Genomic DNA, 24513 nt, shown 5'->3' on the forward strand with positions numbered 1-24513 from the left:
GTAGACGAGCCGATGTGGAGCGTGGCACTATGGACCGCGTGATTTTCCCCGGGGTGTGGCTCGCCGCTCGACGCCACATTGATCTCAAGCGCGTCAACAGCGCTTTCTGTCGCATCTAGCGACGTCTCGGCCCCGATTTGTCCCTGTTCTGCCAGGGATGCCGGCACGTTTCAGCCCGTAAATCGTGCAACGAACGCCGGCCCTGTGCGCCGGCACAGGAGATTTCATGACGTCCACCACCGACGCCCCCGCCGCCACCGGCCCGGGTGCACCGAACGACGCTGCCGCCGAGCAGGCCACCGCAGCACCGGCCGCCGGCAAGCCCGCGCGTCCGGCTCGCAAGGCCCGTCCGACCAAGCGCCGCGCCGAGGGGCAGTGGAAACTCGGTTATCGCGAGCCGCTGAACCCGAACGAGCAGGTCAAGAAGGACGACAACCCGCTCAACGTGCGTGCGCGCATCGAGAACATCTACTCCAAGCAGGGCTTCGACTCGATCGACAAGCAGGACCTGCGCGGCCGGATGCGCTGGTGGGGTCTGTACACCCAGCGCGCCGAGGGTTACGACGGCACCTGGACCGGCGACGAGAACATCGACATCCTCGAAGACAGCCACTTCATGATGCGCGTGCGCTGCGACGGCGGCGCGCTCAACGTCGAGCAGCTGCGCACCCTCGGTGAGATCTCCACCGAGTTCGCCCGCGACACCGCCGACCTCTCCGACCGTGAGAACGTCCAGTACCACTGGATTCGGATCGAGGACGTCCCGACGATCTGGGAGCGCCTCGAAGGTGTCGGGCTCAAGACCACCGAGGCGTGCGGCGACTGCCCCCGCGTCGTGCTGGGCTCGCCGCTCGCCGGCGAGTCCCTGGACGAGGTCCTCGACCCCACGCCGGCCATCGACGAGATCGTCCGGCGTTACATCGGTGACCCGAAGTACTCGAACCTGCCGCGGAAGTTCAAGACCGCGATCTCGGGCCAGCAGGACGTGGTGCACGAGATCAACGACGTCGCCTTCGTCGGCGTGGTCCATCCCGAACACGGCCCGGGCCTCGACCTCTGGGTCGGCGGCGGACTGTCCACCAACCCGATGCTCGCCCAGCGCGTGGGCGCCTGGGTCCCGCTCGACGAGGTGCCCGACGTGTGGGAGGCCGTGGTCTCGATCTTCCGCGACTACGGGTACCGACGGCTGCGCGCCAAGGCCCGGCTGAAGTTCCTCATCAAGGACTGGGGCATCGAGAAGTTCCGCCAGGTACTCGAAGACGAGTACCTGGGCCGCAAGCTGATCGACGGCCCGGCCCCGGAGCAGCCCGAACGCCCGATCGACCACATCGGTGTGCAGAAGCTGCGCAACGGACTCAACGCGATCGGCTTCTCCCCCATCGCCGGACGCGTCTCGGGCACCGTCCTGACCAAGGCCGCCGAGGCCGTCGCCGCGGCCGGATCGGACCGCGTCCGGTTCACCCCGTACCAGAAGCTCATCGTCCTCGACGTCCCCGACGACAAGGTCGACTGGCTGATCGACGAGCTCAAGCCGCTCGGCCTGCACGGCCGGCCGACGCGGTGGCGTCGCAACCTCCTGGCGTGCAGCGGAATCGAGTTCTGCAAGCTCTCGTTCACCGAGACCCGCAAGCGTTCGCAGGTCCTCGCCCCGGAACTCGACGAGCGGCTCGCGGACATCAACTCCGAGCTCGACGTGCCGATCACGGTGAACATCAACGGCTGCCCCAACTCGTGCGGACGGTCCCAGATCGCCGACATCGGCTTCAAGGGACAGCTCGTCGAGGACGCCGACGGCAACCAGACCGACGGCTTCCAGGTCCACCTCGGCGGCAGCCTCGGCCTGGACTCGGGTTTCGGTCGCAAGCTGCGCCAGCACAAGGTGCTGGGCACCGAATTGGGCGATTACATCGAGCGCGTGGTCCGCAACTTCGTCGACCAGCGCGAGGAGGGCGAGCGGTTCGCGCAGTGGGCCGTTCGTGCCGACGAGGAGGCACTCCGATGACCATCGAGACGACCACCCGCACCGGCCGGCGCTTCAGCGAGGACCAGCTGCGTGACATCGCGGAGAAGGGCGCTGCGGACCTCGGTTCCGACGCCACTCCGGAAGAACTGATCCGCTGGACCGCCCAGACCTTCGGCACCAACTTCGTCGTCGCGTCGAACATGCAGGACGCTGCTCTCGTCGATCTCGCCGTGAAGCACATCGACCGCGATCTCCTCGACGGCGACCCGGTCAAGGTGCTGTTCCTGGACACCGGGTATCACTTCGCCGAGACCATCGGCACCCGTGACGCCGTCGAGCAGGTGTACGGCGTCGAGATGGTGAACCTGACTCCCGAGCACAGCGTCGCCGAGCAGGACGAGCTGTTGGGACGCAACCTCTTCGCGCGCGACCCGGGCGAATGCTGCCGACTGCGGAAGGTGGTGCCGCTCAAGGCCGGACTCGCCGGGTACGACGCGTGGATCACGGGCATCCGTCGCGTGGAGGCACCGACAAGGGCCAACGCCCCGCTCATCACCTTCGACGAGGGCTTCGGGCTGGTCAAGATCAATCCGATCGCGGCCTGGTCCGACGAGACGATGCAGGACTACATCGACACCAACGGCGTGTTGGTGAATCCGCTCGTCGACGAGGGCTACCCCTCCATCGGGTGCGCACCGTGCACCGCCAAACCCGAACCCGGATCCGATCCGCGCAGCGGCCGCTGGGCCGGTCGCGCCAAGACAGAATGTGGGCTGCACGCATGACCGTGACCGAAACACCGTCCGTTCCAGCGACGCCCGGCGTCACCGCTGCCCAGACGAGCGGCGCCGCCGCCGAGGCCGACGAGTTCACCACGCTCGACGCCCTGGAGTCCGAGGCGATCCACATCTTCCGGGAGGTCGCGGGCGAGTTCGAACGTCCGGTGATCCTGTTCTCCGGCGGCAAGGACTCGACCGTGCTCCTACACGTCGCGCTGAAGGCGTTCTGGCCTGCGCCACTGCCCTTCTCGTTGCTGCACGTCGACACCGGACACAACCTGCCCGAGGTCCTCGAATTCCGTGACCAGGTCGTCGAACGGCACAATCTGCGGCTGCACGTCGCCAAGGTCGAGGACTACCTCGCCGACGGCCGGCTCACCGAACGTCCCGACGGTGTGCGCAACCCCCTGCAGACCATCCCCCTGCTCGACGCGATCACCGAGAACCGTTTCGACGCGGTGTTCGGCGGCGGTCGCCGCGACGAGGAGCGGTCGCGTGCCAAGGAGCGGATCTTCTCGCTGCGCAACGCTTTCGGCCAGTGGGACCCGAAGCGTCAGCGCCCCGAGCTGTGGAACCTCTACAACGGCCGCCACGCACCGGGTGAGCACGTGCGGGTGTTCCCGCTGTCGAACTGGACCGAGCTCGACATCTGGCGTTACATCGCCCGGGAACAGGTACTCCTCCCGTCGATCTACTACGCCCACGAGCGCGAGGTCTACCAGCGTGACGGCATGTGGATGACCTCGGGAGTCTGGGGCGGTCCGCGCGACGGTGAGCAGGTGCAGCGCCTGTCGGTGCGCTACCGCACTGTCGGCGACGGCTCGTCGACCGGCGCGGTGCTCTCCGACGCAGCCGACAACGAGGCCGTGCTCGCCGAGGTCGCCGCGTCGCGGCTGACCGAGCGCGGCGCCACCCGTGGCGACGACCGGGTCTCCGAGGCCGCCATGGAAGACCGTAAGCGCGAAGGATATTTCTGATGAAGCACGCTCCTGATCTCCTCCGCATCGCGACCGCGGGCAGCGTCGACGACGGTAAGTCGACGCTCGTCGGCCGGCTGCTGTACGACACGAAATCCGTTCTGGCCGACCAGATCGACGCGGTCACGAAGGCGTCGGTGGACCGCGGTCTCGACACCCCGGACCTGTCGCTGCTCGTCGACGGATTGCGCGCCGAGCGCGAACAGGGCATCACCATCGATGTCGCCTATCGCTACTTCGCCACGCCCGCACGCTCGTTCGTGCTCGCCGACACCCCCGGCCATGTGCAGTACACCCGCAACACCGTGTCCGGGGCCTCCACGGCGCAGCTGGTGATCCTGCTCGTCGACGCACGCACCGGCGTCGTCGCCCAGACGCGCCGCCACGCCGCGGTGATGGCCCTTCTCGGGGTGCCGCAGCTGGTGCTCGCGGTCAACAAGATCGACCTCGTCTCCGATCAGGCGTCGGTGTTCGCCGAGATCTCCGCCGAGTTCGCCGAACTCACCCGGTCGCTGGGCTGGTCGGACGAGCAGGTCACCGCGATCCCGGTCTCGGCGCTGCACGGTGACAACGTCGCGAACCGCTCGGAGACCACCGCCTTCTACGACGGTCCGACACTCATCGAACATCTCGAGACCGTGCCCAATCTCCTGGAGCGCAGCGAGGTCGGCCTGCGCTTCCCGGTGCAATACGTCATCCGCCCGCGCACGCCGGAGCACCCCGACTACCGCGGTTACGCGGGCCAGATCGCCGCCGGCCGGGTCTCCGTCGGCGACGAGGTGGTCGTCCTGCCGTCGGGGCAGCGGACCACCGTCAGCCAGATCGACACCGCCGACGGCGAATTGCCCACCGCGCACACCGGACGCAGTGTCACGATCCTGCTGGCGGACGACGTCGACATCTCTCGCGGTGACGTGATCGCTGCCGCCGCCGATGCCCCGGAACCGCTGCAGCAGTTCACCGCAACCGTGTGCTGGCTCGCCGAGAAGCCGTTGCGTCCGGGCGCGCGCCTGCTCCTCAAGCACGGCACCAAGACCACCCAGGCGATCGTCGGCGCGCTCGATGCGCTGTTCGACGAGCAGAACCTCGCCCTGGTGGAAGCCCCGGAATCGGTGGAACTCAACCAGATCGTGCGGATCTCGGTGCAGACCGCCGAGCCGATCCCGGCCGACGACTACCAGGTCAACCGGGAGTCGGGCAGCTTCCTGCTCATCGACCCGCAGGGCGGCAACACGCTGGCCGCGGGGCTCGTCGGCGACGCATTGGCGCCGCTGCATCTCAAAGAGCTGGTGTGACACCGACTCTCGTCCTCGCAGCGCACGGCAGTCGCGATCCGCGCTTCGGCGCGACCGCGCGCCGTGTGCGCGACGCCGTCGCCTCGACCCTGCCCGGGGTCGACGTGGTGCTGTCCTACCTCGACCTCGACGAGCCACTGGTCGGCGATGTTCTCGCAGAGTTCGACGGATCGGTTGCGCACCACGTCGGTCCGGTGGTCGTACCGATGCTGCTGTCGGCGGGATACCACCACAAGATCGACCTGCCGTCGATCATCGCGTCACGCTGTCCGACGGCCCGACAGACCGACGTCATGGGCACCCGGTCGCTGACAGGCGCCCTGGCCGATCGTCTGGTGGAGGCCGGTCTGGGACCGCGTGACGGTGTCGTCTTGTCCGCCGTCGGCTCCTCCGACCCGGCTGCCGATCGATCGGTGCGCCTGCGCGCGATCGAACTCTCGACACGACTGCACCGGCCGGTGGAAGTGGTCTTCGCGACCAAGCTGGGCCCGGGACAGCGCGCGGTGGCCACGGCTGTGCGCCGGTTGCGCGCCGGCGGCGCCGACCGGATCGCCCTCAGTCCGTACTTCCTGTCGGCCGGGCTGCTCACCGAGCGGGTCGAGTCGGCACTCGACACCCTGGTCGACGACTCGCTCGTCGCAGGCCCCCTCGGCACTCACCCGGACGTCGTCGAGGCGATCGGCTCGCTCTACCGCGCGGCCCTCGACCGGCGCGCGGTGACCGCCGGACACTGAACCGTCCGCTCGCGGAGGACATACGGGAACGTTCGTCTGCTCCCCGATCCGATAGAACAACGCCCCTGAGACTCACTGGTCCGCTCTGCTCCCTGAGGCGCGCCCGGAGCTTGCGGACGGCGCGTCACGAAGAGTCTGGCGACCGAGGTTGCGGAGACCCTTCGTGACGCTCGCAAGCTCGCTCCTCAGGGATCGAGGGTGTGACGCTCGCAAGCTCGCTCCTCAGGGATCGAGGGTGTGACGCTCGTAAGCTCGCTCCTCAGGGAGCATCGAATTCGGCGCGCCGTGAGCTGCAGCGGTTCTTCGTAGTCCACGACCGCCGCCAGCCGCGGTCACTGCAGGCGCGAGGAGCGAGAGTACCGACCCCGCTCCCTGAGGAGGCCCGGAGCCTGCGGAGGGCCGTCACGAAGGGTCGCCGAACACGCCGATCAACCGGTGACGACCAGCCTGTGACACTCAGCCCGTGATGAGCCAGGCGATCACGACGAGGATCAGCAACGCCAGCAGGGCGAAGGTCACCGGCGAACGCAGTATCTTCTTCACAATCCGGTCCCGTCGTCGTCGGCGAAGCGGCGGCGGTCGACCAGGGTGGCAGCGGCGTCGACCAGCAGGCTGAGCACATAGGCGATGAGGATCGCCACCGGGATGACGACGGCGACCGTCACGAGCAGCTGGGGCACGAAGGACAGGCCCGTGAGCCACTCCTCCACGCTGTCCCACCAGGCGAAGAACGCCGACACCTCATCACCCCGTCCTTCGAGTACACATGGCGCGAACAGCAGTGCGCCTGTCCGCGGGCCTGCGATTCCAGGGTCCGTGATCACTGCCACCGCCCGGCTGCCGTGAGCCGAGTGGCGTCGGCGAACGCCCGTCGCAATGATAGAACCCATGTCTGTCGCAGATGACTCCACCGTAACGTCCCTGCCGACCGCGTCGCCGCGGGCATCCGGCACTGCGGCCGACGCCTCTCCGACCCCGACGCCGACTCCGACTCCGGCTCCGACGCCGACGCACATGAGCGCGTTCCCGCCCATCGGCGACTACGCGTTCCTCTCCGACACCGAGACGAACTGTCTCATCGCCCGCAACGGCTCGGTGGAGTGGATGTGTGTGCCCCGTCCCGATTCGCCGAGCGTCTTCGGTGCCATCCTCGACCGCAGCGCAGGTCACTTCCGCCTCGCGCCCTACGGGGTGAACGTCCCGGTGGATCGGCGCTATCTGCCGGGCAGCCTGATGGTCGAGACCACCTGGCAGACCGACACCGGCTGGATCATCATCCGCGACGCCTTGGTGATGGGTCCGTGGCACGACAACGAACGCCGTTCGAAGACGCACCGCCGGACGCCGACCGATTGGGACGCCGAGCACATCCTGCTGCGCACCGTGCGCTGCGTGTCCGGCACCGTCGAACTACACATGAGTTGTGAACCCGCCTTCGACTACCACCGCGGGACGACGAAATGGGAGTACTCGGGCCCGGCCTACGGCGAAGCGATCGCGAACGCCAAGGACATCGACGCCGACACGCCCACCCTGAAACTCACCACGGACCTCCGTCTGGGTCTGGAGGGTCGCGAAGCGCGGGCACGCACCCGGCTCGTCGAAGGCGACAACCGCTTCGTCGCACTCAGCTGGTCACGGCAGCCGGCACCACAGAACTTCGAGGAAGCCGCCCAGAAGATGTGGGCGACGAGCGAGTCCTGGCGTCAGTGGATCAACATCGGCAGCTTCCCTGATCACCCGTGGCGCTCCCATCTGCAGCGTTCGGCCCTCACACTGAAGGGACTCACCTACTCCCCGACCGGCGCGCTGCTCGCCGCCGCGACCACGTCGCTGCCGGAAACGCCTCAGGGCGAACGGAACTGGGACTACCGCTATGCGTGGGTGCGCGACTCGACCTTCGCTCTGTGGGGCCTGTACACGCTCGGCCTCGACCGGGAGGCCGACGACTTCTTCTCGTTCATCGCCGATGTCTCGGGCATCACCAACGGGGAACGCCATCCGCTACAGGTGATGTACGGCGTCGGTGGCGAGCGCACGCTCGAAGAGGAAGAGCTGACGCATCTCTCCGGGTACGACGGCGCTCGGCCGGTCCGCATCGGCAACGGCGCGTATAACCAGGCGCAGCACGATATCTGGGGCACGATGCTCGACTCGGTGTACCTCAACATCAAGTCACACGAGGCGGTGCCGGAGACCCTGTGGCCGGTGTTGAAGGCCCAGGTCGAGGAGGCCATCAAGCACTGGAGGGAACCCGATCGCGGGATCTGGGAGGTCCGTGGGGAGCCGCAGCACTTCACGTCGTCGAAGGTGATGTGCTGGGTCGCGCTCGACCGCGGCTCGCGTCTGGCGACCATGCACGGCGAGCAGGCCCATGCAAGTAAGTGGGCGGCCATCGCGGAGGAGATCAGGGCCGACGTCCTCGCCCACGGGGTCAACGAGCGCGGGGTGTTCACCCAGCGCTACGGCGACGACGCGCTCGACGCCTCGTTGCTGCTCGTCCCGCTGCTGCGGTTCCTGCCGCCGGACGACCACCGGGTGCGCGCAACGGTTCTCGCGATCGCCGACGAGCTCACCGAGAACGAACTGGTGCTGCGCTACCGGGTCGAAGAGACCGACGACGGCCTCAGCGGGGAGGAGGGCACATTCACGATCTGTTCGTTCTGGCTGGTGTCGGCTCTGGTCGAGATCGGTGAACTCCCACGGGCGAAGACCCTGTGCGAGCGCCTGCTCTCCTACTCGAGCCCGCTGAAGTTGTACGCGGAGGAGATCGACGCCAAGACCGGACAGCACCTCGGCAACTTCCCCCAGGCGTTCACCCACCTCGCACTGATCAACGCGGTGATGCACGTGATCCGGGCCGAGGAGGCCGCCCATCAGGCCACCTTCCAGCCGGCGAACCACTGAGCGCGATCAGCGCGCCCGGACCTAGACCTCGTTCAGCGCAGGAACCTTGGTCGCCCGCGCGTAGACGGTCTCACCGGCCTGCAGGCCGAGCGCATTCTGGTCCCCGCGGGTGATCTGGGCCGCGAACTCCTCACCGGACGCCGTCGCGATGAGTTCCACACGGGTTTCGAAACCGAGATTGACCACACGCTGGACGGTCGCTTTGAGCACGCCGACGTCGAGCGACGCGTCGGGGGCCGGCGACGCCATCTCCGGGGTTCGTCCGATCCGGATGTCGTGGGGCCGAACGAGTTCGCCGTTCAGACGAACCGTCGATCCGAGGAACGAGGCCACGAACTCGTTGACCGGGTGATCATAGAGCGTATCGGGCGTGCCGACCTGCTCGATGCGTCCCTTGTTGAGAATGGCGATCCGGTCGCTCACGTCGAGCGCCTCCTGCTGGTCGTGCGTGACCAGAACCGTGGTGACGTGGACTTCCTCGTGCAGTCGCCGAAGCCAGCGACGCAACTCGTCGCGCACCTTCGCGTCCAGGGCACCGAACGGCTCGTCCAACAGCAAGACCTTGGGGTCGACGGCGAGTGCTCGAGCCAACGCCATACGCTGCCGCTGGCCACCGGACAGCTGCGCGGGGAACCGCTTCTGGAAGACGGACAGTCCGACCACGTCGAGCAGCTGGTCGACCTTGGCGTCGATTTCCTTCTTGGGCCGCTTTCGGATCTTGAGACCGAAGGCGATGTTGTCGCGCACGGTGAGGTGCTTGAACGCGGCATAGTGCTGGAAGACGAAACCGATGTCGCGCTTTTGCGGCGACTGTCGGGACACGTCGTTGTCATCGATCACCACGGTGCCCGAGTCCAGTGTGTCCAGCCCGGCGATTGCCCGCAGGAGGGTCGACTTACCCGAGCCCGAGGGACCCAGCAGCGAGGTCAGCTGGCCATCGGGGATGTCGATGGAGACGTTGTCGAGTGCAGCGAAGTCGCCGTAGCGCTTGTTCGCACCGATTACCTGGATGGACATGTCACACGCCTTCCTTGTTCTGCGCGTACTCGTGGACGAGTTGCTTGGCATCGACGGGTGCGGGCCCGTGCGGTGGAGTGAGGTCGACCTCGGTGAGCTCGACGCTTCCCGGGCCGGATTCACTCGCATCGGCGAGACGGGACTTGGCGCGCCGTTCGATCAGGGACATTGCCACCAGCACCAGAATGGCGACGAACATCAGCAGGGTTGCCGCCGCGTAAGCACCGAATTCGTTGTAGTCGTCGGTGTAGCGGGAGTTGACCAGCAGCGTGAGGGTCTGGGAAACACCGGGATAGTTCGACGACACCATGATCACCGCGCCGTATTCGCCGAGCGCTCGAGCAACTGTCAGGACGATGCCGTACGTGAGCCCCCAGCGAATCGCCGGGAGCGTGACCCGCCAGAAGACCTGCCACGCGCTGGCACCCAGTGTCGCAGCGGCTTCCTCCTGCTCGGTTCCGATCTCGCGCAGGACCGGTTCGACCTCGCGAGCGACGAACGGGAGGGTGACGAACAGCGTCGCCAGGACCAGTCCGGGGAAGCCGAAGATGATTCGGAAGCCGAGGCTCTCGATGCCGCCGAACCAGCCGCCGTACCCCCACAGCAGGATCAAGGCGACACCGGCGACCACCGGCGACACCGCGAACGGCAGGTCCACAACTGCTTGGAGTGCCCCCTTGCCGGGGAATCGACCACGGGCCAGGGCGAGTGCGGTGAGCACGCCGAAGATCACGTTGAGCGGCACGACGATGGCGACGATCAACAGGCTGAGTTGCAGCGCCGAGATGGCCGCCGGAGTGGTGATCCATTCCCAGAACTGGACGATGCCGTGCTCGAAGGAACGATAGAAGATGGTGCCGACCGGGACCAGCAGCAGGACGAACAGGTAGACGAGGGCGACAGTGCGCAGCCCGTACTTGGTCAGTGGCGACACCTTCATCGGTCTGCATCCTCCCGCTGGGCCTGCCCTCGGCCGGCGATACGCAGGACGAGCAGGGTCACGAAGGCGATCACCAGCAGGACAACCGAGATCGCGGCTGCGTTCACCGGCGCGTCGATCTCGATCTGCTGCTGGATGTACTGCGACGCCACCTGGGTGTCCCCGGGGATGTTGCCGCCGATGAGCACCACCGAGCCGAACTCTCCGATGGCGCGGGTGAACGCGAGGCCGGCGCCGGTCAGGATGGCCGGGAGCAGGGCGGGCAGGACTATCTTGCGGAAGATCGTGAGGTTGTTGGCGCCGAGCACCGCCGCAGCTTCCTCGACGTCGGCGTCGAGTTCGATCAGGACCGGTTGGACCTGTCGCACCACGAACGGCAGCGTCACGAAGGTCAGTGCGATCACCAGCGCCGGCTTGGTGGCGTTGAGTTGGATGTCGATGGGACTGTTCGGTCCGTACAGCGACAGCAACACCAGACTCGCGACAATCGTCGGCAAGGCGAACGGAAGGTCGATGATGGCGTTGACGAACCCCTTGCCGGGGAAGTCGTCTCGTACCAGCACCCACGCGATCAGGGTGCCGAACACGACGTTGATCAGTGCCGCGATCACGGACACGAGAACCGTGATCCACAACGTGTCCACGGCGGCCGGCGCTGACACCGCATCCCAGAACCCGCTCCAGCCGTCGTCGAAGGAATGCACCGTGATCGCGGCCAGCGGCAGCAGGACGATGATGCTGAGCCAGAGCCAGGTGATGCCGATGGACATCGGGCTGACGCCGGTGAAGGTCCGTGAGCGCCCCAGGAATCCGCCTGGCGGTTGGGCGTCGGGAACCTGCGAGGCGGTTCGCGTCGCCGGTGGATCGACCGCGGTCACTGTCTTCCCCCTGCGTCGTAGATCTCGGTGATGGCGCCCTTCTTTCCGAACAGGGCTTCGTCCACGGCCTTCCAGCCGGTCAGATCCTTGCCGTCATTGTCCTCGGCCGTACCCTTGCCGAGCACCTTGCCGACCTCGTCGATCGTCCACAACTTCTCGATGTCGCCGGGGAACAGGTTCTGGGTCTCGGCGATGACCTCGGGGTCGACCGGCCGGAACCCCTGCTGTGCCCAGATTCGCTGCGCTTCCGGGGTGAACAAGAAGTCCACGAAGGACTTTGCGCCCGCCAGGTCGTCGGAGGTGTTGACCACTGCGACCGGGTTCTCGATCTTGAACGTCTGCGGTGGGATGACGTATTCGACCTGGCTGTTGGCTGCGGCCGTGGCGTTGGCCCGGTCCAGCATGATCGCCTCGTTCTCGTAGCTGATCAGCACATCGCCCTGGCCCTGCTCGAATGCCGTGGTGGCCTCGCGACCCGACTTCGGAACCACCTTGATGTGGTCACGCACCAGCTCGGCCACGTAGTCCAGGCCGGCTTCCGGGTTGACTCCACCATCACTCGCGGCGGCGAACGGCGCCAGCAGGTTCCACTTCGCCGATCCGGAGCTGCCCGGATTGGGAGTGACGACCTGGACACCGGGCTTGAGGAGGTCGGCCCAGTCATGGATGTCCTTCGGGTTGCCCTTGCGGACCACCAGAGCGACGACCGAACCGAAGGGGGTGCTCTTGTACGGCGCCTGCGCTTTCCAGTCCTTGTCGACCAGGCCGGCCTTCACCAGCCGAGTGATGTCGGGTTCCACGGAGAAATTCACCACGTCGGCGGGTACTCGACGGGCCACCTTCCGGGATTGGTCACCGGATGCTCCGTACGACGCCGAGAAGCCGATGTCCTCGCCCGCCTCGGTGGTACGGAATGCCGGGATGACCTCATCGAAACCGATCTTGGGAACGGCATAGGCGACCAGATCGAGGTGTCGCGAACCACTGGAGATGTCTGCTCCCCCGGGTTCGTCGGTCGATCCGCCACCACAGCCCGCGACGAGCACCATCGCCAGTGCCAACAGACACACCAGTACGGGGGTGCTGCGCCTCGCGGCAGGGCCAGCGCTCACTGCTTCCTCCAAGACTCTTCTGGACCGGTCAGGACACGACTACGACCGGAGGGGACCGGAATAAGCTAGCAACCCACGGGCCTCCCGAGGCCGTGCGGCAATCCGTCGTGGACTGATACACGTCGAGTGTGTTAGCGCATCGTCAGCTTGTCCAGAACCGGAGAAAGTGGCGAAGACGAGCAACCCAGGGGTGCCGTTCGAGCGGAACCCCTCCTTCCGATCGAGGACGGCGCGGTCGGTGATCAGTAGCATCGGCCGTCATCTCTACACCACTGACCAGCGCTTTTTACGCGCCGGATGCGACCGAGCCGAGGCCTGATGTGACAGCGGCGCGGTCACCGGCACATCGGAACCCACGCCATGAGTCGGGCGGACCGGACGGCGTCATCCATACACGCGAGCGGGTGACGGTGACCGTTGACGTTGTCACAGCTGCGCGGCCGGAGTTCAAGTCACATCAATCTGAATTCGCGGACGAGGCGGGTCCGCCCAGATGATGCGGTGGCCCTTCCCACCCGGGCGGTGTCCAGCAGCTACTCCAGCCGCCAGTCCTCGTATGCGCGCGGGTCGTTGATCGGTTCGACGTGCACCGTCACGGTGAGATCCTCGACGACGGCGCGGAGTTCGTCCTCGATCTGCTCGGCCAGGTCGTGTGCGCGCTGCACCGACCAGTCACCGGGAACGAGCATGTGCAGCTGCACGAACCGTTCGTGACCCGCCTCGCGAGTGCGGATGTCGTGGAAGTCGATGCCGTCGCCACGGTGGCGGTCCAAGACCCCGTCGATGGCGGCGCGCTCGTCGTCGGGCAGTGCCGAGTCCATCAGCCCCGCACCGGATCGCCACACCAGTCGCCCGCCCACGACGAGGATGTTGATCGCCACCGCGATGGCGATCAGTGGGTCGAGCGGCAGCCAGCCCGTCGCGGCCACGAGGAAGACGCCGACGACCACCCCGATCGTCGTCCACACGTCGGTCATGAGGTGCTTGCCGTCGGCTTCGAGCGTCACTGACCGGTGGCGGCGGCCGGCTCGGATGAGCACCCAGCCGACGACCGCGTTGACGACGGTCGCACCGATCGAGATCGCCAGTCCGACACCGACTTCCTCGAGCTCTCGCGGATTGACCAGCCGGTCGACGGCCGTGACGATGATGGCCACCGCCGCGACGACGATCATCACTCCCTCGAACACCGCCGAGAAGTATTCGGCCTTGGTGTGCCCGAAGTTGTGGCCGCGGTCCGGCGGCTTCGCCGCCACCCGCAGCGCCACGAAAGCGCCCACCGCCGCAACGAGATTGACCAGCGACTCGAGCGCGTCGGAGAGCAGACCGACCGAACCGGTGATCCGCCATGCGATCAGCTTGAGGCCGATCACGACGATCGCGGTCACGATGCTCAGTACCGCGAACGCCGACAGGTCGCGGCGTGAGGTGCGCGTCGTCATGGCCACACCCCGCTCAGGCCGCGAGCCCCCGGCGCCGCAGCAGCGGGTCTATTCGCGGCCGGCGGCCGATCAGACCCTCGTGCGCGGCGAGCGGATCGACGCTGTCGCCGCGGGAGAGGGTGGCGTCGGCGAAGCGCCGGCCGTTCTCGCGCTGCAGCCCGCCCTCGGCGAGGAACCACTGCTCGGTCTCGGCGTCGAGCACCTCCGACCAGATGTAGCTGTAGTACCCGGCGGAGTAGCCGCCGCCGAAGATGTGGTTGAAGTACGAACTCCGGTAGCGCGGTGGGATCAGTTCCGTGTGGAGTCCCGCGTCACTGAGCGCCTGCGACTCGAAGGTCTCCACATCGGAGATCGCCGCGGCCTCCGACACGGACAGCCGATGCCAGGCGAGGTCCAGGGACGACGCGGCGAGGTACTCGATGGTGCCGTGCGCCGACTCGGTTCCCGCCGATTCCCGTGCCGCCTCGGCCAGTTCGGCCGGAATCGGCTCACCGGTCTGGTGATGGCGGGCATAGTTCGCCAGCACCTCGGGGTGCAGGGCCCACATCTCGTTCACCTGTGACGGGAACTCGACGAAGTCCCGCGGCACCGACGTTCCCGACTGCGACGGGTACTCGACCGCCGACAGCAACCCGTGCAGCGCGTGGCCGAACTCGTGGAAGAGGGTGGTGAGCTGATCCATCGTGAGCAGACACGGCTGCCCGGCATCGGGCTCGGTCAGGTTCAGCACATTCACGATGATCGGGTGGGTCTGCAGCACCGACGACTGATCGACGATGTTGTTCATCCACGCGCCACCGCGTTTCGACGGCCGGGCGTAGAAGTCGCCGAGGAACAGCCCGATGCCGATTCCCGTGTCGTCGCGCACCTCCCACGCGCGTACGTCCGGGTGATACAGCGGCAGATCCGTCAACTCGACGAAGCGCAGTCCGTACAGCTTGTTCGCGGCGTGGAACACGCCCCGGGTCAGCACCGTGTCGAGTTCGCAGTAGTCGGCGAACCCGTCGAGCGGCACCGACGCATGCATCCGCTTCTCGCGGTCGAGCCAGTACGTCAGATCGGCGGGACCGATCGGCACGTCGCCGGCGAATTCGGTGAGGCGGGTGAGTTCGCGGCCGCCGGCACGCATGGCCGACGCGTTGAGTTCCCGGAGCAAGTCGTCGACGGCTCCGGGATCGGGCGCGGTCTGTTCGGCGATGACGAACTCGGCATGGTCGCGGTAGCCGAGCAGTTCGGCGCGCCGTGCCCGCAACCGGACGATTTCCAGGACCAGGTCGCGGGTGTCGTGCTCGTTGCCCCGCGCGCATCGGTTCACCGACGCCTCGAAGACCCGCTGTCGCACATCGGCGTTCGTCAGCTCGGTCAGCACCGACTGACTCGTCGGCAACTCGAGGGTGATGAGGTGCCCGCTCTCGTGTCCCGCCTCGACCGCGGCACGGCGCGCGGCCGCGATCTGCCCGGCCGACAGGCCGTCGAGCTCGGTTGCCTCGCCGACGAGAACCGCCGAGTCGTTGGTGTCGTCGAGGATCTTCTGGGAGAACGTCGTGGTGAGATAGGCCAACCGGGAGGCGATCTCGCGCATCTCCTGCTGCTCATCCGCGGCGAGTCCGGCACCGGCGCGGACCGATTCCCGATACCGCTTGTCGAGGAGGCGGCGCTGCGGCTCGGACAGGCCGAGCTCGTCGGCGCGGCCGTGGAGATCGGAGATACGCCCGAAGAGAACCGGATTCATCGCGATCGTGTTCGCGTGGTCGGTGAGGAGCGTCGAGAGTTCCTGGGAGATCTCGTTGCGCGTGGGGTTCGTGTCCGGGCCCACGAGGTTGAAGAAGATTCCCGACGCGCGGGCCAGATCGCGACCCGACAGCTCGAGCGCCTCGATCGTGTTGACGAACGTCGGAGCCGCGGGATCGGCCGCGATCGCCTCCACCTCGGCCACCTGGGACGCCATGGCGGCGGTGAACGCCGGCAGGAAGTCGGCGTCGGAGATCGCCGCGAAGTCGGGGAGGTCGTAGGGCAGACTGCTCTGTGCCAGTACCGGATTCACGCCTGTTGCATCCTGCCCTGCGGTCATCGTCCGCACCCGCTCCCGGTCTGTCCGCCGCCCATCACTTCCCCTTCGGCTTGTCACCCACCGCGTCGGTGGAGAGCGCGGCCACGAACGCCTCCTGCGGGACGTCGACGCGGCCGATGGTCTTCATCCGCTTCTTACCCTCTTTCTGCTTCTCGAGCAGCTTGCGTTTACGGCTGATGTCGCCGCCGTAACACTTCGCGAGCACGTCCTTGCGGATGGCGCGGATGTTCTCGCGCGCGATGATCTTGGAGCCGACGGCGGCCTGCACCGGGACCTCGAACTGCTGGCGCGGGATCAGCTCCTTGAGCTTGATCGCCATCCGGTTGCCGTAGGCGTAGGCGGCATCCTTGTGGACGATCGCGCTGAAGGCGTCGACGGCCTCGCCCTGCAGGAGGATGTCGACCTTGACCAGGTCGGCCTCCTGTTCACCCGCTTCCTCGTAGTCGAGGCTGGCGTAGCCACGCGTGCGGGACTTCAGGGCATCGAAGAAGTCGAAGATGATCTCGGCCATCGGCAGCGTGTACCGCAGTTCCACCCGCGTCTCCGACAGATAGTCCATGCCGCCGAGCTCGCCGCGGCGGGACTGACACAGCTCCATGATGGCGCCGATGAACTCGCTCGGCGCGATGACCGTCGTCTTCACGATGGGCTCGTAGATGTGGCGGGTTTTCCCCTCCGGCCAGTCCGACGGGTTGGTGACCACGTGCTCGGAACCGTCCTCCATCTCCACGCGGTAGACGACGTTGGGGGCGGTCGAGATCAGGTCGAGGTTGAACTCGCGCTCGAGTCGCTCGCGGGTGATCTCCATGTGCAGCAGGCCGAGGAAGCCGCAGCGGAACCCGAAGCCGAGGGCGACCGAGGTCTCCGGCTCGAAGGTCAGGGCGGCGTCGTTGAGTTGCAGCTTCTCGAGCGCCTCACGCAACACCGGGTAGTCGGAGCCGTCGAGCGGATACAGCCCCGAGTAGACCATCGGCTGCGGCTCCCGGTAGCCGGTGAGCGCCTGCTCGGCGCCGTGCCGGGCGGTGGTGACGGTGTCGCCGACCTTCGACTGCCGCACGTCCTTCACACCCGTGATCAGGTAACCGACCTCGCCGACACCCAGCCCCTTGGTCGGCTTCGGCTCCGGCGACACGATGCCCACCTCGAGCAACTCGTGCGTGGTGCCGGTCGACATCATCAGGATCTTCTCCCGGGGCACGACCTTGCCGTCGACGACACGGACGTAGGTGACCACGCCGCGGTAGGTGTCGTAGACCGAGTCGAAGATCATCGCGCGCGCCGGGGCGTTGGGGTCGCCCACCGGGGCGGGCACCGAGCGGATGACCTCGTCGAGCAATTCGGTCACGCCGACACCGGTCTTGCCCGACACGCGCAACACGTCCTCGGGCTCGCATCCCACGATGTGGGCGAGCTCGGCGGCGTAGCGCTCGGGGTCGGCCGCGGGCAGATCGATCTTGTTCAGCACCGGGATGATGGTGAGGTCGTTCTCCATCGCCAGATACAGGTTGGCGAGGGTCTGCGCCTCGATGCCCTGCGCGGCGTCGACGAGGAGCACCGCGCCTTCACACGCCTCGAGCGCGCGAGAGACCTCGTAGGTGAAGTCGACGTGCCCGGGGGTGTCGATGAGGTGCAGGACGTAGTCCTCGTCGCCGGACTCCGACTTCACCGTCCAGGGCAGACGCACGTTCTGCGCCTTGATGGTGATGCCGCGCTCCCGCTCGATGTCCATCCGGTCGAGATACTGCGCCCGCATCTGCCGCTCTTCGACGACGCCGGTGAGCTGCAGCATCCGGTCCGCGAGCGTCGACTTGCCGTGATCGATGTGCGCGATGATGCAGAAGTTCCGGATGCGTGCCGGATCGGTGAAGGTGGTGTCGGCGAAGTTGGGAATGGGAACTACTCCTCGAACGAGAACTGCGGTAGAGAACGGGTGTGGACAGAGGTTGAGCTCCAGTTTCTCATGACCGGCCGCCGCGCCGCGCCCGGCCACGTCTCCCCTTCGAGACGGCCCTCCGCAAGCTCCGGACCTCCTCAGGGATCGGAGGGGCCGGCCCTCCGCAAGCTCCGGGCCTCCTCAGGGATCGGGGAGGTCCGTGAACGCCTCTCAGGCGCTACGGTGGCAGCCGTGTCCGCGTCCACCGTCACCACCATCGAGTCCGACGACGTCGCCGCCGAGGTCCACCGTCCGGGCACCCGGGCGCGCGCCACGTTCGTCCTCGCGCACGGCGCGGGCGGCAACCGCGACGCCGTGATCCTGCGCGCCCTGGCCGACGAGCTGTGCGACCGCGGGTTCGTCGTCGCCCGCATCGATCTGCCGTACCGGCGACGCCGGCCCAAGGGACCGCCCAGCCCGTCCACCTCCCCCGCCGACCGGGACGGGATCCGCGCCGCCTGTTCGGCGTTCCGCGGCGAGTCCGACGGGCCGCTGTTCGTCGGCGGACACTCCTACGGTGGCCGGCAGGCTTCGATGGCCGTCGCCGAAGACGGCCCGACCCTGGCCGACGCCCTGCTGCTGACGTCCTATCCGCTGCATCCGCCCGGCAAACCCGACCGGCTGCGGACCGAGCACCTGCCGTCGATCACGGTCCCCACGCTCGTGGTCCACGGCAGCACCGACCCGTTCGGCACCACCGACGAGATGAGCCGGGCCGTCGGCCTCATCGACGCGCCGACGCACATCGTCGAACTGGAGAAGGTCGGACACGATCTCAATCCGACGAGGAAGCCGACCGCATCCCTCACCGCCGACGCGGTGCGCGACTTCCTGATGCCCCTGTTCCCGGAGACCGAGGAGAAGCCCGAGTGACCAGCCGCGACGCCCGGCCCGATGTGAGGCCGACCACCGACCTCGCTCGTACCATCAGCTACTCCCCCGACCTCGACGGCGATGCCGACCCGGGCGAGATCGTGTGGACCTGGGTCGCCTACGAAGACGATCCGAACCAGGGGAAGGACCGGCCGGTGCTGGTCGTCGGCCGCGACGCCCGCGCCGACCAGGCCGACTCCGTGCTCGGTCTCATGCTGTCGAGCAAAGATCATCAGTCCGACGGCAACTGGCTTCCCGTGGGATCGGGTGCGTGGGACTCCCAGGGACGACCGAGCTTCGTCCGCCTCGACCGCGTGCTCGTCGTCGACGACGATGGCATCCGCCGGGAGGGCGCGATCCTCGGTCGTCCGACGTTCGATGTGGTCGCGCACGAACTGCGCGAGCACTACGGCTGGCAGTGACCGGCCGCCGAAACCTCAGGCGAGCCTGGTGATCTCGACGATGACGTCGAGATCGGTGGCGCCCCCGCCGGTGTAGATGCCCTTCAGCGGTGACACATCGGCGTAGTCACGCCCCACACCCACCGACACATGTTGTTCGGTGATCGGGGTGTCGTTGGTCGGGTCGTATCCCCACCATCCCCCCGTCCACGCCTCGATCCAGGCGTGGCTCTGGCCCTGCACCGTCTTGTCGATCTCGGCGTCGGGCTCGGGATGGAGGTAGCCGGACACGTAGCGTGCCGGGATCCCGAGACCGCGGAGCATCAGCAGGGTCAGATGCGCGTAGTCCTGACACACGCCCTTGCGATCGGTCCACGCGTCGACAGCCGTGGTGTGCACACCCGTCGTCCCCGGGACGTATTCCATCTCGCTGTAGATGAAGCGGCACACGGCCTCGACGGCCTCCTGGGGCGTCAGCCCCTTGGTGACCTTCTTCGCGGTCGAGAGCAGCTGCCTGTTACGGGCGACGAACTCCGTGTAGGACAGCATCTCGTCGTAGCGGTCCTTGATCGCCTCGCCGTTGATCTCGTCCCACGACACCTGGTCCTCCTCGTCGGGCCGGTGCCCGACCTCGGTCTCGACGACCGACAGCCCCGAGACCTCGAGTTCATGGTGCGGCGCATGCAGATCGAACGCGGTGACCGCCGAGCCCCAGTAGTCGGTGTAGCGGTAGGACCTCGTCGCGGGGACCGTCTCGACCCGGTTCACGATCACGTTCTGCCGGGTGTCACTGCGCGGCGTGAGCCGGGCCTCGTTGTACGACGAGGTGACGGGACTGTGGTAGGCGAAGCCCGTGGAATGGACGACACGCAGACGCCAGCTCACAGCTCACTCTCCTCGATGACGTGCCCGTCGCTCACCCGGGCGTCGGCCCACGAGACATAGGGCGACACATGGAAATACTGTTTCGTGACGGCTTCGTTGACCGCGCGGCAGGTGTCCTGCAGGTCGACGAGCCGGTCCTGGAGATCGTCCAGCAGCTTGCCGGGTTCGAGGAATTCGAGCGAACTGCGCGCGCGACCGAGCAGCAACTGCGCCTCGGCCTGCGCGCCGACCCGGCTGGGACCTTTCTCGAGCTGACCGAGATTGTGCTCGGCGACGCTGAGGGCGTGGAAGATCGACCGCGGGAACAACCGGTCGAGGAGCATGAACTCGACGATGTTCTCCGCGTCCAGCACGCCGCGGTAGGTGCGCAGGAAGGTGTCGTGCCCGCCGGCGGACACCAGCACATTGACCCACGCCGGCGATGACGTCCGGTCCCCGGCCCGGGACAACAACATCCGGATCGTCATGTCGACCCGCTCCACCGACCGGCCCAGCAGCAGATACCGGTAGCCGTCGTCGTGGCTCAGGGTGGCGTCGGCCAGGCCGGCGAACATCGCCGCCCGGTTCTTCACGTAGGACAGGAACTCGTGGGGTCCCAGGCGACGCGACCGGCGCTCGGCGGCGTCGAGACCGTTGTAGGTGGTGTTCAGGCACTCCCACAACTCGCTCGAGGTGACTTCGCGTGCGCCGCGGGCGTTCTCGCGCGCCGCACGGATCAGATCGACGATCGACCCGACCGCGTCGGCGTCATAGGCGACGCGTTCGGTCAGCGACCACACGTCGAGTTCGTCGTCGTCCTCCGGTGCGGTGAGACCGAGCACCTGGATGATCAGTCGGGCCTGCCGGTCGACGTCGACCGTGGTGTCCTCGAGGATCTGATGGATCGCGACGTCGAGGATTCGCGCCATGTCATCGGCTCGCTCGACATACCTGCCGATCCAGTACAGCGACTCGGCGTTGCGCGCCAGCATCATCGGACATCACCGCCCTGTCGCTGCGACATCGTGGCGGACCGCGTCACCGAGGATCGGGACATCGAATCCAGTTGCTGCGTCATGCCACCCAGTTGCTGCGTCATGGAACCCTGCTGTTGCTGCTGGGTCTGCGTGTGCACCGGATCGGGTGCGCTCTCGGCGGGGCGGGCGGCGGCGACGCCGCTCGTCGTGACGACTTTCGCGCCCGACAGCTCGCGGTCCCCCTCCGAGGTGCGCGAGGCCAGCACCCAGGTGTCCTTGGAACCGCCGCCCTGACTCGAGTTCACGACGAGCGATCCCTCCGGGAGCGCGACCCGGGTGAGGCCGCCGGGCAGGACCCACACGGACTCACCGTCGTTGACCGCGAACGGGCGCAGATCGACGTGGCGCGGGCGGATGTCGTCACCGATCTTGGTCGGCACCGTCGACAGCTGCACGACCGGCTGCGCGATCCACCCGCGTGGATCGTTGCGGACCTTGCGCGCCAGCGCGTCCAGTTCGGCGCCGGTCGCATCGGGCCCGAAGACGATGCCGTATCCACCCGATCCCTCAACGGGTTTGACGACGAGTTCGTCGATGCGGTCGAGCACCTCTTCGCACTCGTCGGGCAGCCAGCAGCGGAGCGTGTCGACATTCTGCAGACTCGGCTTCTCGCCGAGGTAGTACTGGATGATCTCCGGGACGTAGGTGTAGATCAGCTTGTCGTCGCCGACGCCGTTGCCGACGGCACTGGAGATCACCACGTTGCCCGCGCGGGCCGCATTGAGCAGACCGGCCACACCGAGCATCGAATCCGGGCGGAACTGCATGGGATCGAGGAAGTCGTCGTCGATGCGCCGGTAGATGACGTCGACCCGCTGCTCGCCTTCGGTGGTGCGCATGTACACGACGTTGTCGCGGCAGAACAGATCTCGACCCTCCACCAGCTCGACGCCCATCAGCCGCGCCAGCAGCGAGTGTTCGAAGTAGGCGGAGTTCGCCACGCCGGGGGTGAGCACGACGATGTTCGGGTCGGCCTCGTTGAACGCCGCCGACGCACGCAGCGCGCGGAGCAGATGACTCGGATAGTCCGCGACCGCACGTACCTTGTGCTTGGAGAACAGATCCGGGAACACCCGCGCCATGGCCCGCCGGTTCTCGAGCACGTAGGACACACCCGACGGCGACCGCAGGTTGTCCTCGAGGACGCGGAAGTCACCGTTCTCGTCGCGGATCAGGTCGATGCCCGCGACGTGGATGCGAACACCGTTGGGCGGGCGGATGTTTGCGGCCTGCCGATGAAAATGCTCGCAGGAGTGGACCAACCGCTTGGGCAGTACCCCGTCGCGCAGGATCTCCTGCTCGCCATAGATGTCGTCGAGAAACAGTTCGAGGGCCTGCACGCGCTGGGTGATCCCGGCCTCCAGCTTGTTCCACTCCGCCGCCGAGATCACGCGTGGCACAACGTCCAACGGGAACGGACGTTCCTTACCGGAGAGCGAGAACGTCACCCCCTGGTCGAGGTAGGCGCGCCCGAGTGCTTCCACCCGGGCCTCGACGAGGTCGGACTGATCCTCGTCGGCCATCGCCTTGTAGATGCCGCGGTACGGCGTGCGCACCTCGCCGGCGGCGTCGAACATCTCGTCATAAGCCTTGCCGTACGGGCCTTTTGCGTACCCGCCGAAGTTGCCGGTGAAATTGTCCCCGGACGCGTTGTCGCCCGCCGCACCCTTCGACGACCGGCCGCCGGAACCGGAACCCTTGGTCGAGCCGGATCGACCGGAGGCCGTCCGCCCGGACGAGGTGGACGACGCCGCTTTCGCGGCTGCGGACTTACGCGCCGCCTTCTTGGCTGGCGCACTTGTCGATGCGGGGGTCATAAACTGCCATGGTGCTACAGAATGTCGAAATCGGCAGGACGTCGACCGGCCGTGTCACCGACGAAGCCGGACCGACGTCCCGAGGCCGTCGATCACGATGATCGGCGCGCGGCGATCACCCGCCGTTTGACCCTCCGGAGGACGTTCGCCGCCCGCGTCCGCGCGCGCGGACCCACCTTGGGCAGCGGCGCCGCGAGCACCATCGCCGCGATGGTGTCGAGCGCGACGTCGAGCACCTCGCCGTCCGACGGCGACGGTACGTCGCCGGCATCGTGCTCGGCCGACACGACGAGATCGTCGAGGTCGCCGGCGACGTCGTAACCGGCCGCACGGACCGCCGCGACCATCCGCCGGGACTCCCCCGCCGCCCATTCCCGACTCTTGTCCGAGAGCCCCTGCGGCGGACCGGAGGGCGCTTCGAACAGGATCTCCCCGATCAGCTGACCCTTGATGATCCGCTCGTACCGGCGCCACTCGATGGTCTCGGGCTGCAGGCGGCGGTTGAGGCCGCGCAGGAACTCGGCCTGCGGTGCGGACAGGGAACTGTTCAAGCTGGGGACGGGAATGCGCAGCGGGGTGGGATCGATGTCCATCACCTGCAGGAACCGATCCCACAGGGTGTCACCCCGCGCGGCCCCGCGCGGCGGCACGGTGACGACGTGCACGCGTCCGGGGCCGACGAACCGCGACCAGCGGTCGAGGATGCCGATGTAGTCCTGGAACTCCCAGAACGGCTCCTCGTCCGCGGCCGGGACGTCGACCGCGATGGGTCCACCGTTGCGGCGACCCTCGGATGCGAACGCCACCGAGTCGACGAACTCGTCGAACGAGGCACGGCGCTGGTTCTTGACGTTCTCCTGCCAGACCGATGGGAGCTGACGACCCAGGTCCCGCACGGTCGCGATCACGTGCACCTCGTCGGCGAAGGACAGATCGGCCATCAGTCGCTCGATCTGCTCGACGGTCGCGGTGCTGTACAGCTCGTGCGAGAGCAGCGAGGTCTGCGGCCACGCCCGGATCTGACCGAGCAGCTTCGGCCAGGTGCCGGCGAACGCGGGATCGACCCAGTCCAGGTATCGCTCCGGTTGCAGATGCACCGCGGCGTGGAAGTGGTCGGAGATCACGTTGCCCGGATACAGGAGACCGGACGACTGCAGCGCCAGGTCGCGGTTTCGCCAGAGGCGATCCTGGAGGTGGGTTGTCCCGGTCTTGGGAAGGCCGATGTGCACATAAACGACGGACATGATGAGTCCACCGTAGACATAAGTTCACGATGATTCTTATTGTCCGGCGCGACGTCGAGGAGTATCCGCGTCGCGGATTTTGGCGGGCTGACCCCGGCTGGTAATGTGGTGCGCTGTTGCGGTGACGCCGTGGAGATGCTCCGCGCGCCGACGCCGCCAGGTGCGAGTTCGACCCCCGCGGCCGACCGCCCGACCCGAACAGACAGACATATCCACCAGCAACGACAGA

Annotated in this window: 20 protein-coding genes; 8 read left to right on the forward strand and 12 right to left on the reverse strand. The window is 67.2% G+C overall.

Annotated features, from left to right (window positions below):
* Positions 1–226 precede the first annotated feature (226 nt).
* The 5 genes from CA982_RS16850 to CA982_RS16870 are packed head-to-tail and all read left to right on the forward strand — an operon-like array spanning position 227 to position 5748.
* Positions 227–2002 (forward strand): nitrite/sulfite reductase, encoded by a 1776-nt coding sequence (locus CA982_RS16850; RefSeq protein ID WP_086536426.1) that lies wholly within the window; start codon positions 227–229, stop codon positions 2000–2002.
* Positions 1999–2748 carry a phosphoadenylyl-sulfate reductase gene (locus tag CA982_RS16855; protein WP_086536427.1) on the forward strand — a complete coding sequence of 250 codons (750 nt, stop codon included), beginning with the start codon at positions 1999–2001 and terminating at the stop codon, positions 2746–2748. Before CA982_RS16850 ends, CA982_RS16855 begins: the two co-directional genes overlap by 4 nt.
* On the forward strand, positions 2730–3719 hold the full coding sequence (gene cysD / locus CA982_RS16860) for a sulfate adenylyltransferase subunit CysD (protein WP_208617977.1): 990 nt from the start codon (positions 2730–2732) through the stop codon (positions 3717–3719). Before CA982_RS16855 ends, cysD begins: the two co-directional genes overlap by 19 nt.
* Positions 3719–5014, forward strand: coding sequence for a sulfate adenylyltransferase subunit 1 (locus tag CA982_RS16865; protein ID WP_086536429.1), 1296 nt, complete (start codon positions 3719–3721; stop codon positions 5012–5014). Before cysD ends, CA982_RS16865 begins: the two co-directional genes overlap by 1 nt.
* On the forward strand, positions 5011–5748 hold the full coding sequence (locus CA982_RS16870; RefSeq protein WP_086536430.1) for a sirohydrochlorin chelatase: 738 nt from the start codon (positions 5011–5013) through the stop codon (positions 5746–5748). The genes CA982_RS16865 and CA982_RS16870 overlap by 4 nt, the downstream gene beginning before the upstream one ends.
* Positions 5749–6287: 539 nt before the next feature.
* Here CA982_RS16870 and CA982_RS16875 read toward each other — a convergent pair.
* Entirely contained in the window at positions 6288–6488 is a 201-nt protein-coding gene (locus tag CA982_RS16875; RefSeq protein ID WP_004023035.1) for a hypothetical protein, read from the reverse strand.
* A 148-nt stretch (positions 6489–6636) separates the two neighbouring features.
* Here CA982_RS16875 and CA982_RS16880 point away from each other — a divergent pair, with 148 nt between their 5' ends.
* Positions 6637–8655 carry a glycoside hydrolase family 15 protein gene (locus CA982_RS16880; RefSeq protein ID WP_086536431.1) on the forward strand — a complete coding sequence of 673 codons (2019 nt, stop codon included), beginning with the start codon at positions 6637–6639 and terminating at the stop codon, positions 8653–8655.
* A gap of 21 nt (positions 8656–8676) precedes the next feature.
* Here CA982_RS16880 and CA982_RS16885 read toward each other — a convergent pair whose 3' ends face one another.
* The 7 genes from CA982_RS16885 to lepA all read right to left on the reverse strand — a co-directional run bounded on the left by CA982_RS16885 (position 8677) and on the right by lepA (position 18069).
* Positions 8677–9672 carry a sulfate/molybdate ABC transporter ATP-binding protein gene (locus CA982_RS16885; RefSeq protein ID WP_086536432.1) on the reverse strand — a complete coding sequence of 332 codons (996 nt, stop codon included), beginning with the start codon at positions 9670–9672 and terminating at the stop codon, positions 8677–8679.
* 1 nt (position 9673) lies between these two features.
* Positions 9674–10612: a sulfate ABC transporter permease subunit CysW gene (gene cysW, locus CA982_RS16890; protein WP_086536433.1), complete on the reverse strand. Its 939-nt coding sequence runs from the start codon at positions 10610–10612 to the stop codon at positions 9674–9676.
* A complete protein-coding gene (cysT, locus tag CA982_RS16895) occupies positions 10609–11490 on the reverse strand; it encodes a sulfate ABC transporter permease subunit CysT (protein WP_086536434.1) in 882 nt (293 codons plus the stop codon). The genes cysW and cysT overlap by 4 nt, the downstream gene beginning before the upstream one ends.
* Complete coding sequence (locus tag CA982_RS16900) at positions 11487–12539, reverse strand: sulfate ABC transporter substrate-binding protein (RefSeq protein WP_208617980.1); 1053 nt, start codon at positions 12537–12539, stop codon at positions 11487–11489. The genes cysT and CA982_RS16900 overlap by 4 nt, the downstream gene beginning before the upstream one ends.
* Positions 12540–13135: 596 nt before the next feature.
* Entirely contained in the window at positions 13136–14044 is a 909-nt protein-coding gene (locus CA982_RS16905; RefSeq protein WP_086536436.1) for a cation diffusion facilitator family transporter, read from the reverse strand.
* Between the two features lie 13 nt (positions 14045–14057).
* Complete coding sequence (locus tag CA982_RS16910; RefSeq protein WP_086536437.1) at positions 14058–16115, reverse strand: M3 family metallopeptidase; 2058 nt, start codon at positions 16113–16115, stop codon at positions 14058–14060.
* 34 nt (positions 16116–16149) lie between these two features.
* Positions 16150–18069 carry a translation elongation factor 4 gene (gene lepA / locus CA982_RS16915; RefSeq protein WP_425269087.1) on the reverse strand — a complete coding sequence of 640 codons (1920 nt, stop codon included), beginning with the start codon at positions 18067–18069 and terminating at the stop codon, positions 16150–16152.
* A 162-nt stretch (positions 18070–18231) separates the two neighbouring features.
* On the opposite strand from lepA, the gene CA982_RS16920 reads away from it, so the two are divergent.
* Both CA982_RS16920 and CA982_RS16925 read left to right on the forward strand, forming a co-directional pair.
* Positions 18232–18921, forward strand: coding sequence for an alpha/beta hydrolase family protein (locus tag CA982_RS16920; protein WP_086536439.1), 690 nt, complete (start codon positions 18232–18234; stop codon positions 18919–18921).
* Positions 18918–19343, forward strand: a complete 426-nt coding sequence (locus CA982_RS16925) for a type II toxin-antitoxin system PemK/MazF family toxin (protein WP_086536440.1) — start codon at positions 18918–18920, stop codon at positions 19341–19343. The genes CA982_RS16920 and CA982_RS16925 overlap by 4 nt, the downstream gene beginning before the upstream one ends.
* A 15-nt stretch (positions 19344–19358) precedes the next feature.
* On the opposite strand, the gene CA982_RS16930 is transcribed toward CA982_RS16925, so the two are convergent.
* The 4 genes from CA982_RS16930 to CA982_RS16945 form a co-directional block, all read right to left on the reverse strand.
* Positions 19359–20207 carry a transglutaminase family protein gene (locus CA982_RS16930; RefSeq protein ID WP_086536441.1) on the reverse strand — a complete coding sequence of 283 codons (849 nt, stop codon included), beginning with the start codon at positions 20205–20207 and terminating at the stop codon, positions 19359–19361.
* Positions 20204–21181: an alpha-E domain-containing protein gene (locus tag CA982_RS16935; RefSeq protein WP_086536442.1), complete on the reverse strand. Its 978-nt coding sequence runs from the start codon at positions 21179–21181 to the stop codon at positions 20204–20206. The genes CA982_RS16930 and CA982_RS16935 overlap by 4 nt, the downstream gene beginning before the upstream one ends.
* Positions 21178–23040 carry a circularly permuted type 2 ATP-grasp protein gene (locus CA982_RS16940; protein ID WP_086536443.1) on the reverse strand — a complete coding sequence of 621 codons (1863 nt, stop codon included), beginning with the start codon at positions 23038–23040 and terminating at the stop codon, positions 21178–21180. Before CA982_RS16940 ends, CA982_RS16935 begins: the two co-directional genes overlap by 4 nt.
* Before the next feature lie 92 nt (positions 23041–23132).
* Positions 23133–24284 (reverse strand): sulfotransferase family protein, encoded by a 1152-nt coding sequence (locus CA982_RS16945; RefSeq protein WP_086536444.1) that lies wholly within the window; start codon positions 24282–24284, stop codon positions 23133–23135.
* Positions 24285–24513 lie beyond the last annotated feature (229 nt).

It is taken from the genome of Gordonia lacunae, assembly GCF_002149015.1.
GTDB lineage: Bacteria > Actinomycetota > Actinomycetes > Mycobacteriales > Mycobacteriaceae > Gordonia > Gordonia lacunae.